Here is a 15932-nt window from a genome sequence, read left to right as displayed (position 1 = left end):
CAAACAAAAGAGAAGGCCAGGGAGTGATGACTCAGTGAAAACGCCTTGTAGTGAATTCCTTGCAAAAGTCCGTGAGATTATTGCGAGAATTGAGGAGGAAGAAAGAGGGAATATTGAAAAGGGAGCGGAATTCCTTGCTCGGAGTATTCGTGAGGGAGGTCTTATACACGTTTTTGGAACGGGCCATTCCCATATTTTTGCTGAAGAGGCATTTTTTCGCGCTGGTGGTTTAGCCTGCATCAATCCCATGCTTGAACCAAGCCTTATGCTTCACACAGGAGCCGTCAAATCTTCGATATTAGAGGATCGCGGTGGCATTGCAGAGGTAATTTTTGAGCATTTTGGGCCCAAGCCGCCGGATTCATTGGTGCTGTTTTCCAATTCTGGGGTAAATTCTGTCCCTGTGGAGATGGCGATGTTGGCAAAGAAGAGAGGTATTTCGGTAATAGGCGTGGGGAGCAAAAGGTATATTGAATACTTAAAAAAGGAGAAGAACAGAGAGAGCATAATGGAGTACTGTGATGTCTTCATAGACAACAAGGGAGAAATTGGAGATGCTTGTGTAGAACTTGGGGGTTCTATGCAACGCATCGGTCCCACTTCTACTATTGCCGGTGCGTTGATTCTCCATCTTCTCGTCATTGAAACAGCCCTGAGACTGGCTGAAGAGGGTTTCCCGCCCCCAATCTTTGTGAGTGGGAACCTTCCGGGAGGGAAAGAAGCGAATCGGAAGCTCATCGAGCAATATCGTCAGTTCATCAGAATGCTCTGAGGTGAAAGCTTGGCTTCGGAGTTTATCTTAACGATTGATGTTGGAACCACAAATCTGAAGGGCATTCTTTTCGATGAGGAGGGTAATGAGGTTTTCAGAGTTACCCGACCAAACACTACACGGTATCCGGAGCCTTTTTTCGCCGAACAGGAGCCGCAGCAGTGGATCGAAAATCTTTTGGCAGTTATGAAAGATATAAACCAGCTGTGCCCTGAGAAGCTCCGATTGGTCAGGGCGGTTTCTCTTACCGGTCAGATGCATGGGCCTGTGCTATTTGAAAGCGAAAGCGGAAGGGTTCTTCATCCATGCCTCATCTGGTCCGATGCTCGAGCGGTAGAGGAAGTGAGAATGCTACAGGAAATGTTCGGTGACGATTTTTTCCTTCGCGAGATGGGTAACCCGCTGCAACAGAGTTTCACGCTACCGAAGCTTCTCTGGATAAAGCGTCACAGACCGGAAGTATTTGAGGAAAGGAGTATCAAGCTCCTTTTCCCCAAAGACTACATTGGCTATATCCTGGGAGGGGAAGTGACTACTGATTACTCTGATGCTTCCGGTTCCCTGTTTTTTGGTCTCCGAGAAAAGGAGTGGAAGAAAGAAATATTGCGAGATCTTGGGCTGCCACAAGATATGCTTCCCGAGGTTGTTCCTGGCGAATCGACTGTCGGTTATGTCTCTGAAGAGGCGGCAGCAACATTTTTCCTCCCCGCCGGGATCCCTATAGTTAAAGGCGGAGGCGATTTGGCCACAACTGCTCTTGCCACCGGTGCAGGAATAGAGGGGAATCTTTCTCTCTGCGTAGGAACAGCGGGGCAGCTTCTTCTCTGTACCGACGAGGTTAACGAGGAAACGCTGGGGAAGCTTTATATCTTTCTGCACTGTGTTCAGGATAAGTACTTCTATTTGGGCACGGTTCCTACCGGAGGGGCTGCTCTTGATTGGTTTCTTTCTGCCGTTACCGGTGACGGAAAACAAAAACACAATCTCTGGGAAAAGATTGGTTCTCTTGCGGATATTTCTCCTCGGCAGGTTATTCTTTTCTATCCTTTTCTTTTAGGAACCGGAACACCCTATTTTGATTACCAGGCGAAAGCTGCCTTTTTGGGTTTACAGATGAACCATAAAGCTGAAGATATGATTGTGGCTATTTTAGAAGGCGTGGCATTTGCCTTAAAGGAATCGTTTGAGAGGGTTCCTGCTGTTTCCGAAAAGATTCGACAGATTATTCTGAGTGGTGGCCTGGCGAGGTTGCCCATCTTCTCTCGTATCGTGACTAACGTATTCAACCTTCCCGTTGCCGTTTCGCGGTATGCCGATACTGCTTCAGTAGGGGCTTTTCTTCTGGCAGCGAAGGCATTGGGAATCGTGCGTGGTTATGGAGATAGCGCGGCAGGACTCGAGAGTAACGTGTTTCCAGAACGTTTCTATGTCCAGCATTACAGGAAAGTGTATAGTTTGTATCGGTCGTTTTTAGACATGGTGCTCTCTTTTGCCTCTGAAAGCAACCGTATTCAGGGTAAAGGAGAAGAGAGTTGAGGACTGATGAAAATTGCCAAAAACTCGCCGATACCGGTGCATGTACAGCTTAAGGAAGCACTGAGACGTCTTCTTGAAAGCAAGGACTATAAGCCGGGAGACAGGTTTCTTTCAGAAAGCGAAATCGCAAAGGAATACGGGGTTAGCCGAATGACGGCAAGAAGAGCAATGGATGATCTCTCGAAGGAAGGCCTTATTTTGCGCGTTCCTGGAAAAGGATCCTTCGTCACAAGGCGAAAGTTTGTTGAAAAATTGACCGAGCTTGTCGGATTTACACAGGACATGGAGAGGAAGGGGTATGTTCCGGGTACTCGGGTTTTGCAGAAAGACTCAATATATCCTCCGAAGGAAGTTCAGGAGATCCTCCAGCTGGAGAAAGGAGAGAAGGTTTTGGTTCTTCGAAGGGTTCGTTATGCTTCCGCAGAACCTGTAGCATTGCAAATTGCATACGTCCCTTTGAAGTTTTTCCCCGGGATTGAAAATGTAGACTTCGAAAAGGAGTCACTCTATGCCACTTTTAAGAAGTTTGGTAGGCCCCCAGCGTGGGCGAAACAGGATATGGAAGCCATCGTTATTCAAGACCTGGAGCAGGCGGAGCTTCTTGGTGTTGCACCCGGTTCTCCCGGTCTCGTGAGCGAACGGTTGACTTATGACTTAGACGGGAATCCCATAGAATTTACGATTACCGTCTTTCGTGGGGACAAATACCGTTTTACCGTGCATCTTACGAATCCCGAATTTGCAAGGGTATAGGGGTGTACACGATGTTCCTCATTAGAGGCCAGATTGTCGCTCCTTATGGTGTGCTCCAGGGGGGAGCGCTCCTCGTTAAGGATCAGCGCATTCAAGAAGTTATTGTGCCCGATGACGTATCGTTGTTCGTATCTACTCGTGGGCAAGGGTTGTCTCTTAGGGATTTTGGGAATTGTTACGTTTTCCCAGGATTCATTGACCTCCATGTTCACGGAGCGCTGGGCTTTGATTTTATGGATGGCGACGAGGAAAAAACGCTAAAAATTACCGATTTTCTCCTGAGAGAGGGAGTGACGAGATTCCTTGCGACTACTCTGACGGAGAGTAGGGAAAAGATTGTGGCGGCTATTGAAGCAATTGCGCAGGCTGCGAAACGCTCTCCATCTATTTTGGGAATTCACCTTGAAGGTCCCTATCTCTCTTATGGAAGGCGGGGGGCGCATAACGCCCGTTTCTTGCGACGGCCCGATCTCGAAGAAATTGAAGAATTCATGAAAGTAGGGAACGGCCTGGTGAAACGGGTAACCATTGCCCCAGAGCTTGAAGGTTCCATGGAGGCAATAGCCTATCTCTCTTCCCAGGGGATTCTGGTTTCTCTGGGACACAGTGAAGCCGATTATGCAACGAGCTTTCGGGCTTTTTTGCAGGGAGCAAGGCTTATTACTCACGTCTTTAACGGTATGGACCCCTTGCATCATCGGGTACCAAATCTTCTTTCCTTTGCTCTGGGTTTTGAGGGGGTTTTTGTTGAACTTATTGCTGATGGGGTTCATGTTGTACCTGAGGTTATGAGGGTCGTGCTCGCTTGTAAGGCTGACAGGGTGGTTGTTGTGAGTGATATGGTACGGGTTGCTGGTGTGGAAGAGGGAATATACGAAATGGGTGGAGAAGCGGTGGAAGTGAAGGATGGCATTGCCCGTTTGGTATCTTCGGGGAATTTAGCCGGAAGCACCACCACTCTCAGGCGCGCAATGTTCTCTCTGAAGACCATTTTCGGATTGCCTCTGCCAAAGCTTGCCTGGATGGGCAGTCTTCTTCCGGCAAAGCTCCTGGGAGTAGACAGGGTGCTGGGGAGTCTTGAAAAAGGGAAAATAGCTGATATTGTGGTACTGGACGAAGCATTTAACGTCAGGGCTGTTTTTATCGGAGGAGAACAGGTACTCGGTGCATAGCGCAGTGGGTCTTGTGTAATGAGCATCTTTTAGAAATGGGGGTTAAGATGGAAGGTTATCGCCTTGTTTGCGGTGCTGAGGTTTCGGAGCCCTATCAGCAGCTTTTGGCGCTCCACAGGGTGTGTTTTGGCCAGTACGAGGGCGTATTGCCATTCGATGAGGAGATTCTGCGCTGGTTTATTCAGAGGCCGGGGCTTGGCCTCGAACACACCCTGGTTGTTGTTTACAACAATACTGTTGTTTCGAGTCTTTTTCTCACTTTGACCTCCTTTTATATTGATGGTCATCTCGTCCCCGTGGGAATCGTGGATACGGTGATGACTCATCCTGCCCACAGAGGCAAAGGGCTTGCTTCGATGCTCTTAGAAGAGGCTAAAGGAATCATGAGGAAACACCAGTGCTGGTTTGGATATCTCTACACGATCCCCGAAACCAGGCAGTTCTCCCTCTACCAGCGATTGGGTTACAGGGACTTCAGACGGGTTTTTCACCTCAAACGGGATGCCCGTCCTCTTCGAGGTGAGCTCTTCGCAGAAGACGAAGCCCATGTTTTTCTTGAGGACGGAGAAATGGTGAGGAGCTTTTTGAACGACGTTTTTCAGGGTTATGATGGTTTCATTCCTTTTGACAAGGAACTTTGGGAGTGGCGGAAGATGAGGCGCCCCTCTGCTATTCCTGCAAAAGTTATCGCTCTTAAGGATGAACGAGGATTGCCGGAAGGGACGCTGACCCTCACTTTTGGGGAGATTGTGACCTCCTCCGGTACCGAGAAGGTCGTTTTTCTCAGTGACTGGGTGGGGTTATCTCAAGCCGCGAAGCGAAAGGTGCTTCGCCAGGCTCTTTCTCGCTTGGAAGGCACAAAAGTGGACATTCTCTGTCCCGTTGACAACTCGGAGGATTGGAACATTCTCGGTGAGGAGGGTTTCTTGCCTTATCTTGCTGAATCAGCAATGCTTTGTCCCCTTAGTAAGGAAGCAGAAGCGATGCTTCAACAACCTTCTCAGAGACCATGGTATCCTCTGATTGAGTCGGTTGTAGGTGTGTGAGATTGAGAATTAGCTTTTGATAGCTCCGAATGTCAACCCCCTGACGAGGTATTTCTGCACCACAAAGGCAAAGGCGAGAACCGGTATGCTTGCTACAACCCCCACGGCAGCCATTTCACCCCAGATAATCCCCATGACTGACAGGAAAAAGGTGACCGTTGTGGGAACTGTTCTCGCGTTGAAGCTTGTCAAGAAAAAGGCTAGGGCGAATTCATTCCACGATTGGATAACGCAGAAAATAGCTGTTGCAGCGATACCTGGAAGTGTTAAGGGAAAGACAATCTTTGTAAGAACTCTTAGACGTGAACAACCATCGATTAAGGCTGCTTCCTCAATTTCCTGGGGGATTTCTTCGATAAACCCCCGCATCATCCATATCGTGAACGGGATGTTGAAACTGAGATACACAATGGCGAGGAGAATGTGGGTGTCAAGCAGACCTAAAAAACGACCAAGGAGAAAAAAAGGAATAACGACAGCCATGGGAGGAAGCATCCGTAAGGAAAGAATCCAGAAAGCTACGTCTTCCTTCCGGGAGAAGTGAAAGCGGGCAAAGCCATATGCAGCAAGGGTTCCCAGGAAGATAGAGATAGCGGTAGTGGTAACCACGACGATGGCGCTATTCTTGATGTACAGCAGCAAGTCCCTTTTCTGAAAAACAGAACGATAGTTTTCAAGGGTGGGAGTGAAGATCCATATTGCGGGATTGATAGCCTGTACCCTTGTTTTAAGCGACGTCATGAGCATCCACACGAATGGGAAAATACATACAGCAACTACCAGTGCGATGAGTATGCTTAAAAGGACTTTCTTCCAGGTTTTTAAGGATGACAAGGATTCTCACGCTCCTCCAAGGCGTTCCCTTCGAAGAGTTCTTAGGAGAACGGTAGTTAACAGGGTACTTAAGAAAAGAAGGATAACGGCATTTGCTGAGGCTCGGCCTATCCAGTTTGTATGACGAAAACCCAGACGGTAGATATGAAGGCTCATAAGCTCGGTAGCGTTTCCTGGCCCTCCTTGGGTCAGTCCGTAAACCACGTCGAACATTTTGAGAGCGTCAATGGATCGCAGGAGAAGAGCAATAATAATCATTGGTTTCAGGAGAGGTAATGTCAGGTAGAAGAAGATTTGTCTGGGATTTGCTCCGTCCACAACAGCCGCTTCGTATGGTTCTTGCGGCAAGGCTTGTAAGCCTGCATAAAGGATTAGAGCAATAAAAGGTGTCCATTCCCATACGTCGACTAATATCAAGGACCAGAAGGCTTCTTTCGGGCCAAGCCAGTTTACCTTCCCCAGGCCAAGTTGCGAGAGAATGAAGTTGAGTACCCCATATTCGGTGTTCAGCATGAGTTTCCAAATAAGCGAGATGATCGTTGGTGTAATCACCATTGGAAGAATGAGACAGGACATCCAGACTCGTTTACCCCAAATGTACCGGTGGAATAAAAGAGCGACTCCAAGGCCCAGCACAAACTCCAGGCTAACCGTAACAGCTGTAAAGAAAAGGGTGATTCTTAGGGAATGCCAGAAGTCTTTGTCTTCAAAAAAGAGAAAAAAGTAGTTTCGGGGCCCCACAAAGGATTTCTGTTCCCATCCCATTGATAAATCGTAGTTAGTAAGGCTTACATACCAGAGGAAGATCGTAGGGAAGATAACGATGGCTACAAGGGTAGCTAAAGAAGGTAAGATAAAGGAATATGCCTCTCTCTTTTTTCTTTTACGCACTGCCCATGCCTCCAATTGGTGCCAGGGGAGGGGTACCCCTCCCCTGGCTACTGTGGGTTACTCCGCCATGATTTTCTCTACTTCGACTTGGGCCTTGTCGAGGGCTTCTTTGGCCGTCATCTGACCCGCTAAAACCGCCGAGCCGTAGTCGCCAACTACTTCAAGTACTTTCATGTACTTAGGATGAGGTGGTATCCAGCTAATACCAGCCTGTACCAGATTGTTTGCTCGCTCAAGAGATGCGAGCTGAATGGGGAACGTCCAATTCTTTGCCACTAACTCGGGGTCTTCGTACACCGAGCGACGTACCGGTGTCCCCCCATTCTCTACGTATTTTTTGGCATTGTATCGACTTGTCATCCAGACAATGAACGCCCATGCAGCCTCTTTGCGCTTTTCATCTATGTCGCTGGAAATACCTACATTCCAGCCAGCCAAAGCTCCATAGGCTCCTGCTGGACCAGCTGGAGGAGGAACGAAGCCAACTCTGTCAGCGATTTGGGACTTTGTTGGGTCGATAATCCAGGGAGTCAGGGCGGTAGAATCAAACCACATTGCTGTTTTTCCAGAGGTGAAGGCAGATACGGCTTCTTCATGGGTATAGACTCCAATATCTGGTGGTCCTTGTTTCAAAAGTTCAACATAGTACTCAAGTGAAGCGACTGTCTTCGGGTCGTTTACGAGAACCTTCCAGGTTTTCTGGTCCAGGAACTGCCCGCCCAATTGGTACATCACTGTCATCCAACCAGAACCAAAGTGAATGCCCTTTTGTCCTCGCATGGCGATACCATAGAGCCCTTCCTCTTTGCCTTTGAAGAACTTTGCCAGGTTCAGGAATTCATCCATTGTTTCCGGAGGTTTTTGTCCGTATTTTTCAAAGAGGTCTTTCCGGTACCCGACATACCGGGTTTCACCGGCAACAGGTATTCCGTAAATAACTCCTTGGTACTTGCCAATACCATCTCTGTAGGCCGGGAGAATGTCTTCGTAGTCGAACCAGGAAGGGGTCAGCTCTGTGTTCTCAAGAAGCGGTTTGAGATCAATGGCAACACCACTGGGAGCATATTCTGCCATGTTAAAAGCGTCGATGAGGAGGACATCATAAACTGCAGTTTTGGCCTGGTGTTCAATAAGGAGCTTTTGCCGGAGATACCCTTCCTCGATGATGTCCCATCGCACTCGGATTCCCGTAAGCTTTGTGAATTCGTCGACCATTGCTTGCATGGCATCAGTTGTGGGGTGAGGGCAGAAGGCACAGGTAATTGTTGCTCCTCCGAGTTTCTCTCGCACAAGGTTAACCCAGTTACTAACGTCTGGCGGGAGTTCCTCGGCCCATACCAGGCATGCCACACTCATGATGAATATCATCACACATGCCACTAACGCGACACAGCGACTCATGGAAATCCCCCCTTCGAGTTTCTGAGAAAGTTCTTTAGTCTCTGTACCTTTTACACCATACAAACAGAAGGTTGTGCTTTCACCTCCTTTCAATCATACTGAACCTCACGGGGCATTCTCTCCTCTGCCGAGGCCATAAGGGCAAGGATGACTTTACTTACCCGGTATCCATCCTCAAAATCGGCCAAAAATTTTTCCCCGCTTATGAGTTTCTCCACAAAATCTCGAATGCTCTCATGGGCAAAGCCCATTGGTTTCCCATGAATAATGGGCATAATGAGGAAGTCGGGATGGTCGCTTTTGTGCTCTAAGTAACGCTCGAAGGCCTGGTTGTTTGTAAGGTCCATGTTGATCATGCCCTTGCTTCCCAGGATGTTCAATTTAATATCATTCCAGTGGGGATGGGTATTGGGGACGATCCAGTTATTTTCAATCGTAGCAATAACACCATTTTCAAACTCGAGGATGCTTTGGTAGATGTCAGCGACTGGAATTCCACGTTTCACTAAGACTTCGGACCGTGAGACAGAGTAAACCCTCCTCACTTCACTTCCGATGAGAAAGCGAAGCGTATCAATGGCATGGCTTCCCAAAAACCACAGAATGGAAGAGTGCCTTGCCCAGGAGAGCATCTGGGTGGGAACATAGATAGTATCGTTGAGCCTGTAATAAGCGGAAATGATTTCTCCCAAGTCTCCTCTTTGAATAGTGTCTCGAGCAATAACAATAGGGGGGCTAAATCGAGAGTGAAAATCGACCATGACCCTTGTCCGGTCCTTTTGTTTTTCGTATGCTTTCTTCATTGCTTGTAGGTCTGCTTCATCAGTCGCCAGTGGTTTCTCGACAATGACGTGTTTTCCTGCCTCCATTGCAGCGATGAACGGGTCACGGTGGGCAAAATCGGGAGTTACGATTGCAACAGCTTCCACTTCAGGATCTTCCATTAACTTGCGAAAGTCAGTATAATGCCTTTTTGCTCCATACTTTGCAGCTAAAGCCTGTGCTTTTTCCTCAACGATATCGCTTACCGCCACAAGACGGGAATATGGATGTGAGGAGTAGATACGGGCATGAGCCTCACCCCACATACCTGCTCCAACGATGCCAAACCCTATCTTCTCCATAGTTTATCCCCCTCATAGAATGTTTGTCGCAAACAGGCGTTCCATTACAACTGCTGCGCCCCACAGGGCTTCTTCACCTTCTTTAAGGGAACTTATTTCCAGGGCAATCCTGTGAACCAGGGGATAAAGCGCTTTTTGGTTTACTATCCTCTCAATTGTGTGGAGAAAAAGGGGAGGGTCTATTTTCGAGAGGGTTCCGGTGAAAATGACTTTTTCAGGTGCAAGGGTGTTGATGAGAATAGCTGTAACTTCACCAATAACTTCAAAAGCCTCTTCAAGGAGAGTCTTAACTTCCGGGACGTTACAATACTCACGGAGGAAAGCAAGAGACTCTTTCTCACTGTGGTGAACTTTCCCCAGCCGCTGCATGATGGACGGCAAAGCAACGATGGTTTCTGCACATCCTTTTCTTCCGCAAGAACATGTTTGTGGATCCGCTCGATGTATGGAAATGTGACCTATCTCGCCAGCTCCTTTGAGACCGCCTCTGTGGATTTTTTCTCCGATTACGATTCCTGCTGCGAAAACGTCACCGCAGTGAATGCAAATGAAATCTCGACTCCCCAGTGCCTTTCCATACCACATCTCCCCAAGAGTAGCGGCAATGGTGCGGTTCTCTATGAATACAGGATATGGGAGTTTTTCCTGTATCATTTCTCCAAGGGGAAAGTCCGTCCAGTTGAAGTGGGCAGAATATTCGATTCGCCCCGTATGGTGATCAACAATACCCGGTACGCCTATGCCAATTCCAAGAATTGTCGGAGAGACCAGAACTTTGTTTAACGTTTCTAAGATACATTCCACAGCTTCTTTTGGAGACGGAGCCCTCCAGGGCAAAACGGCACCTATCCTTTTGACTATGTTCCCATCAAGGTTCAAGAGAGCAGCATCAATTTCTCCTGTGTCCTTCAGGAGAAGGCTAACAATCTTGGGACCATTAGGATTTATGGATAAGAGCTCAGCTTTCCGCCCCAGAGAAGCAGAATTACTGAAGCCCGAAGCTGTAATAAGGCCTTCTTCTGTGAGATCGCGAACGATTTCCGAAACTGTGGACTTGCTAAAGCCAAAGGTTTTGCTTATTTCCGGTCGTGAAGTGAGTTTTCTTTTCCATATAAAGCGGAAAACCATTGATTTATGGAGAGCATTGACCTTTGAGCTTGTAAATGTGTGGTGCATGTTCTACCCCCTGAATTTATTCGTCCTCCGAACGAATTATATTTTACACAAATAAATCTGTCAATCTGTTGTATAGGTCCACATCATGTGGGACACTCAACAAGTCCGGTGTCTCTCAGGTACTCCCAAGGACTCCTGTATCCCAAGCTCCAGTGTGGTCTTTTCCTATTGTACACCTCTTCCGTCCACCTTTTAAGGTGGAACCTCATGGTTGCAAGATCTACTTCATCCTCATAGTGCACCCAGAACTCCTCCCGGAAGGTCCGGTTGAGCCGTTCCACCATCCCATTGAGCTTGGGAGACCTTGGAGGAAGGACGAAGAGCTTGATACCGTATTCCTTGCAGGCCTCCTCAAATTCCCCATAGAATTCACTTCCTCCATCTACCTGAATAGCCCGCACCGGAAAGGGGCACTTCCTGAGGAGTTCCTCGAGGAACACCCTGGCGAGGTTGGCCGTGGCTTGAGCATGGAGGGAGGAATAGGCCCACCGCAAGACGAGATCTCCGGCAGGAATTCCCTATACACCTTTCCAGGAAGGGGACGGATGTCCAGGGTATCGATGGCGATGAGGTCTCCTGGGGATACCACCTTGTAGTCTCTGGGTTTTCTCTGGGCATGGGGTCTTTGATTCCCCCGTGGGCTTTTTGTCGCAGAAACCCTCCTCGGTTTCTCTCCCTCTTTGAGGAGACCCCGGGTCTTGAGATACCTGAGGATCCTCCCCACGGTGGAGGAAGAAGCGGTGAAACCCTCTCTCCTGAGGAGGACGGTGAGCTTCCCTTTCCCCAGGAAGGGGAATTCCTCCCGGAGTCTTTGAATCCTCTCCACAAGCTCTGAGGTCCACTGGGGCTTCCGGACCTTTTTGGGTCTTCTGGACCTATCCTCAAGGCTTTGGAGGTTTCTGGGGTTGAACTTTTTCTTCCACCGGTAGTAGGTGCTTCGAGCTATTCCGTACCTCCGGCAAGTGACGGCCACAGGGTGGGTTTTAGCAAAGTCGAGGATTTCAAGGCGAATCCTGGCTTTTTTTGAGAGTCCATGGATTCTAGCGAGCTTAGCAATGGAGCTTCCATGGGGGAAGCTCACCAGGTGCATGGACGCACCAGAATATGCTGGAAGAATCCTTGCTCCCTTTGTGCTACTCTTCATGTAGGTGCAGGGCCTCCCTTCTCTTAGGGTTTTCGACACCGAGTTAGGATACAGGGTCCTGCACCTTTTTGTCTACCCTACCTGTTGCAGATCTCTGTGAACCTATCCATCTGTGAGAACTCCTCGACCCCCTTTTTTTATCCCTTCACGGCACCGCCGGCCAGCCCGTGCACGAGTTCCCGCTCGATGAAGAAGAAGAGGATCACCACCGGGAGCAGGGCAAGGAGCGCTGCCGCCATGAGGTACTGCCACTGGACGGTCCAGCGGCCAATGAAGTTGTACAGTCCCAGGGTAAGGGGTCGCTTGTCCATGGACTGGATGAAGGTCAGGGCGAACATGAATTCGTTCCAGGCAGTGATGAAGGTGTAGATGATAGTGGTGACCACCCCGGGCATGGCAACGGGCAAAAGCACCCGGACAATGGCCTGGAGCCTCGTGCATCCGTCGATGAGCGCAGCTTCTTCGATTTCTTTCGGGACGTTGCGGAAGTACCCGCCAAGGAGCCATATGGAGAAGGTGAGGGTGAAGACGCTGTTTGTGAGGATGAGGGAGAGGAGGGTGTTTAAAAGCCCGAGGCGTGCGATGATTTTGAAAAGCGATATGACCACGATGATGGGAGAGAACATCTGCACGACAAGAATGAGGTACATGATGAAGCTTTTCGAGCGGAAGCGGAGCCGTGCCACTGCGTACGCTGCAGGGATGCAGAAAGCCATGTTCACAAGAGTAGCCCCCAGGGCCACGATGAAGCTATTTTTGAAGTACGCCCCCATGGGGTACTTTACCCAGATGTCGCTGAAGTTCGCCCAGCGGATGGTTCGAGGAATCCAGTGGGGAGGTGTGGCGTAGACTTCCTCAAGGGGCTTCAGGGCCGTTGAGACCATGACAAAGAAGGGGAAAAGGAGGACGAGGAGGATGAAGACGATGAGGGGATACACAAAGTAGAGGTTGCGCCTTCGCATTTCAGTACACCCCTCCTCCTTTGAAGTAGCTCCGGGCATAGAGGATGCTCACGGTGAGGAGAATCACAAAAGTGATGACCGCCATGGCAGCGGCCGGTCCAAAGCGCAGGTACTGGAAGGCGTACTTGTAGATGTACGTGATGAGGATGTCGGTGGATGTCCCCGGCCCACCGCCGGTGAGAACGTAAATGACGTTGAAATCGTTGAAGGTCCAGAGAATCGAAAGGAGCGTGGCCACCGTGAGGACGCTGCTTAAAAGGGGCAGGGTCACGAAGCGGAATTTGGCAAAAGGTGTAGCACCGTCGACTTCGGCAGCTTCATAGAGTTCTTGAGGAATGGCCTGGAGTCCCGCAAGGAAAACGAGTGCCATGAAGGGAATACCGCACCAGATGTCCACCCAGAGGTTGGCGAAGAACGCCGAACGGGGTTCGGCAAGCCAGATGGGTGGCTCGCCGAAAATCCGTAGAGTCCTCAGAGTATGGTTCAAAAGTCCAAAGTCGTTGTTGTAGGTCCACTGCCAGATCATGGCGCTGATTGGAACAGAGCTTGCCCAGGGGATGATCACAAGACTCCGGGCGACTTTCCTTCCCCGGAAGTCCACGTTTAAAAGCAGGGCAATCACAAGGCCTATCCCCGTTTTCACCGCTACGGCTGAAGCGGTCCACACGCAGGATCGGACGATGATTTGCCAGAACTCGGGCCGGTCGAACATGAAGCGGAAGTTGGCAAGACCGGAGAAGCTCACGAGGTCCCCGAGCTTGTTCACCTTGAAAAAGGACATGAGGATGACGTACACGATGGGATAGAACATGAAAAGCAAAAGGAAGACGCAGGCGGGGAGGAGGAAGAAAAACGCCAGACCCGATTCCGTTTTCCAGAACTTTCCTTTCTGCAACCTCGCCTTCCCTCCTTTACGAAAGAAAACCGGGAGGGCACTCGCCCTCCCGGTTTTCTTTCACATGCCCCGCAGGGCGTCGATTTCCCGGGCAGCGTCGTCCATGGCGGTCTTCGGGTCTTTCTCACCAAGGAAAGTGGCGACGATATTGTCCCAGATGATGTCGTTGCACTCGGGCCACTCGGGGATGAGCGGCCAGCCCTTGGCATTCGGAATCTGCTCAATCATGACCTTGTAGACCGGCTTCTGGAAGAAGGGGTCATTAGCCAGGGATTTGGTAACCGGCGGGAAGCCCACCATCTTGTCGAACTGAATCCTCCAGGGGTCGGAGTAGAAGAAATCAAGGAATTTCCCGGCCTCTTCCTTGGCGTCTGAGGTCTTGAAGAGGACGATGGAGTCGGTCACGATGAGGGTGCTCTGGGGTTTCCCTTCAAAGTGCGGCATAGGAGCAACGTCCCATTTGAAAGTTACACCCCGCTGTTCAAGAAGTGCGGCCGTGAATCCACCGCTCAGGAAAATACCGAGGTTTCCGGCGACGAAGAGGTCCTGGACCTCATCCCGGGTGTAGGCAGTCACACCGGGCTGGGTGACCTTGTACTTGTTCACGAGGTCGTTCATGAAGGTCAGGGCACCAACGCCGGCTTCGTCGTTCACCCTGCACTTCCCATAGCTCCCGTCAGGAAGCATCTCGAAGTAGTAACCGCCGTTGCCGAAAAGGTAGTATGCGTGCTCCGTGAGTTCCACGTACTTTTTCCCCGCCATGCCCACGGCATAGAACTTCTCTTCGGGTTTGTTGATCTTCTGGGCGATGGTGAGCATTTCCTCGAAGGTCTCTGGGGCTTTGTCGATGATGTCCGAACGGTAGTACATGAGGCGCGTTCCGGCGGCAACCGGAAGCCCGTAGAGCACGCCTTTCACCTTGCCTTCCATGAGGGCCGGGTCGATGTTGTTGAGGAGGTCCTTGCTTACCCATTTCTCGATGGGTTCCACAACGTCCATGTCGAGGAGCTCAAGGAGCCACCGGGTTCCGATGACTGCAAGGTCTGGAGGTTCTTTCCCGGCAAGAAGGGAAATGAGCCGGTCGTGCCCGAGGTTCCAGGGGGTGGAGATGATTTCAAGGTCGACACCGGGATTCGCTTCTTCGAAGGCCTTTTCGAGGTTCAGGGCATAATCCGGGGTGAGTCCATCGTACTCCATCCAGAGGATGCTCACCTTCTTCTGGGCTCCTGCAAGAGCCGAAAGCACGAGCACCATTGTCACAACCACCACACAGCCGATGATCCACCGCCTCATGGTCCTCCCTCCTTCTTAAGAATTTCTGAGTTTTTGAAGCACCTGGGCATCCTTTTTTCTACCCCTTCGCATCACCTCCCTGGATGAGGTTGATCAAAACGTCTAAGTTGTAGGAGAGGTTGGCCAGGAGCGCTTCACTACTGTGGCGATAGGGAGGAATGAATTCGGCGATGAGGTAGTCATTGTAGGGGATGTTCCGGAGTGCTTCCATAACTTTGGGCCAGTTCACGTCGCCTTCAAGGGGAAGGCAGAATCCCTGGAGCGTACCAACCTCTTTTTTGAAATCCTTCACGTGGACTGTGGCGATGCGCTTCCCGAGGGTCGCAATCCACTGTTCCGGATACCCGAAGAGCACCACATTCCCGGTGTCGAAATGGGCCTGCACGAAGGGGCTATTAAAGGAGTCGATGAAAGCAGCAAACTCAAGAGGGGAGAGGAAACACTCGTTCCAGACGTTTTCTAAGGCTAAGACGACACCGGCACTCTGGGCGTAGGGAAGGACCTCGTGCAGGGACTCCCGGGCACGTTCTATGACCTCTCCGTAAGGGACGAGTTCGGATGCCGGGTCCCAGGGAACGTGGACGTACCCGGGGATGACGAGAACCGAGGGGACAGAAAGCTCATAGGCGAGATCGACCAGGGCCTTGACCACATCTTTTGCTTTATCCCGGCGAGCAGGGTCGGGAGAGGCAAGATTGTATTTCCAGAAAAGCCCTGTGGCTAGGCTTCGAACCTCGACCTTCGTTTCCTGTGAGAGACTGCGAATTTCCTGGAGAACCTCCCTATCCGGCTTTAAGGGGAACATCCCTTCCTCATCTGGGCAGAGTTCAACGCCTGCAAAGCCGTACTTTGCAGCAAGGGTGAAGATATCGCGGAAGGTGGCGTTACCAGGAAATGCCCACTGGTTGATACCTTTTTTCATGGTTTCCCTCC

The 15932-nt window shown here is 50.2% G+C and carries 16 protein-coding genes; 5 read left to right on the top strand and 11 right to left on the bottom strand.

Annotation, left to right across the window (positions count from 1 at the left end; all coding sequences use genetic code 11):
* Positions 1-34: 34 nt before the first annotated feature.
* The 5 genes from ACPT9Q_RS04295 to ACPT9Q_RS04275 are packed head-to-tail and all read left to right on the top strand — an operon-like array spanning position 35 to position 5279.
* Positions 35-772: a sugar isomerase domain-containing protein gene (locus ACPT9Q_RS04295; protein WP_427366459.1), complete on the top strand. Its 738-nt coding sequence runs from the start codon at positions 35-37 to the stop codon at positions 770-772.
* Between the two features lie 9 nt (positions 773-781).
* A complete protein-coding gene (locus ACPT9Q_RS04290; protein ID WP_427366458.1) occupies positions 782-2308 on the top strand; it encodes a xylulokinase in 1527 nt (508 codons plus the stop codon).
* Positions 2309-2314: 6 nt separating this feature from the next.
* Entirely contained in the window at positions 2315-3061 is a 747-nt protein-coding gene (locus ACPT9Q_RS04285; RefSeq protein ID WP_427366457.1) for a GntR family transcriptional regulator, read from the top strand.
* A gap of 11 nt (positions 3062-3072) precedes the next feature.
* The gene (gene nagA / locus ACPT9Q_RS04280; protein WP_427366456.1) at positions 3073-4233 is read left to right on the top strand and encodes an N-acetylglucosamine-6-phosphate deacetylase; all 1161 of its coding nucleotides are present in this window, start codon (positions 3073-3075) and stop codon (positions 4231-4233) included.
* A gap of 47 nt (positions 4234-4280) precedes the next feature.
* Entirely contained in the window at positions 4281-5279 is a 999-nt protein-coding gene (locus ACPT9Q_RS04275; protein WP_427366455.1) for a GNAT family N-acetyltransferase, read from the top strand.
* 9 nt (positions 5280-5288) lie between these two features.
* On the opposite strand, the gene ACPT9Q_RS04270 is transcribed toward ACPT9Q_RS04275, so the two are convergent.
* From ACPT9Q_RS04270 to ACPT9Q_RS04220, 11 genes are all read right to left on the bottom strand, one after another.
* Positions 5289-6020 carry a carbohydrate ABC transporter permease gene (locus ACPT9Q_RS04270; RefSeq protein ID WP_427366454.1) on the bottom strand — a complete coding sequence of 244 codons (732 nt, stop codon included), beginning with the start codon at positions 6018-6020 and terminating at the stop codon, positions 5289-5291.
* A gap of 99 nt (positions 6021-6119) precedes the next feature.
* Positions 6120-7004, bottom strand: a complete 885-nt coding sequence (locus tag ACPT9Q_RS04265) for a carbohydrate ABC transporter permease (RefSeq protein WP_427366453.1) — start codon at positions 7002-7004, stop codon at positions 6120-6122.
* A 57-nt stretch (positions 7005-7061) separates the two neighbouring features.
* Positions 7062-8405 (bottom strand): ABC transporter substrate-binding protein, encoded by a 1344-nt coding sequence (locus tag ACPT9Q_RS04260; RefSeq protein WP_427366452.1) that lies wholly within the window; start codon positions 8403-8405, stop codon positions 7062-7064.
* 89 nt (positions 8406-8494) lie between these two features.
* Positions 8495-9529, bottom strand: coding sequence for a Gfo/Idh/MocA family protein (locus tag ACPT9Q_RS04255; RefSeq protein ID WP_427366451.1), 1035 nt, complete (start codon positions 9527-9529; stop codon positions 8495-8497).
* A 12-nt stretch (positions 9530-9541) separates the two neighbouring features.
* Positions 9542-10705 carry an ROK family protein gene (locus tag ACPT9Q_RS04250; protein WP_427366450.1) on the bottom strand — a complete coding sequence of 388 codons (1164 nt, stop codon included), beginning with the start codon at positions 10703-10705 and terminating at the stop codon, positions 9542-9544.
* 83 nt (positions 10706-10788) lie between these two features.
* Positions 10789-11106, bottom strand: coding sequence for an integrase core domain-containing protein (locus tag ACPT9Q_RS04245; RefSeq protein WP_427366449.1), 318 nt, complete (start codon positions 11104-11106; stop codon positions 10789-10791).
* On the bottom strand, positions 11088-11849 hold the full coding sequence (locus ACPT9Q_RS04240) for a helix-turn-helix domain-containing protein (protein WP_427366448.1): 762 nt from the start codon (positions 11847-11849) through the stop codon (positions 11088-11090). Before ACPT9Q_RS04240 ends, ACPT9Q_RS04245 begins: the two co-directional genes overlap by 19 nt.
* A 137-nt stretch (positions 11850-11986) precedes the next feature.
* Positions 11987-12811, bottom strand: a complete 825-nt coding sequence (locus tag ACPT9Q_RS04235) for a carbohydrate ABC transporter permease (protein WP_427366447.1) — start codon at positions 12809-12811, stop codon at positions 11987-11989.
* Position 12812: 1 nt separating this feature from the next.
* The gene (locus tag ACPT9Q_RS04230) at positions 12813-13706 is read right to left on the bottom strand and encodes a carbohydrate ABC transporter permease (protein WP_427366446.1); all 894 of its coding nucleotides are present in this window, start codon (positions 13704-13706) and stop codon (positions 12813-12815) included.
* A 60-nt stretch (positions 13707-13766) separates the two neighbouring features.
* A complete protein-coding gene (locus ACPT9Q_RS04225) occupies positions 13767-14999 on the bottom strand; it encodes an ABC transporter substrate-binding protein (protein ID WP_427366445.1) in 1233 nt (410 codons plus the stop codon).
* Positions 15000-15057: 58 nt separating this feature from the next.
* Positions 15058-15921 carry a sugar phosphate isomerase/epimerase family protein gene (locus ACPT9Q_RS04220; RefSeq protein ID WP_427366444.1) on the bottom strand — a complete coding sequence of 288 codons (864 nt, stop codon included), beginning with the start codon at positions 15919-15921 and terminating at the stop codon, positions 15058-15060.
* Positions 15922-15932 lie beyond the last annotated feature (11 nt).

The organism is Candidatus Caldatribacterium saccharofermentans (assembly GCF_050267035.1).
Lineage (GTDB): Bacteria > Atribacterota > Atribacteria > Atribacterales > Caldatribacteriaceae > Caldatribacterium > Caldatribacterium saccharofermentans.
This window is presented reverse-complemented; position numbering and strand designations above follow the sequence as displayed.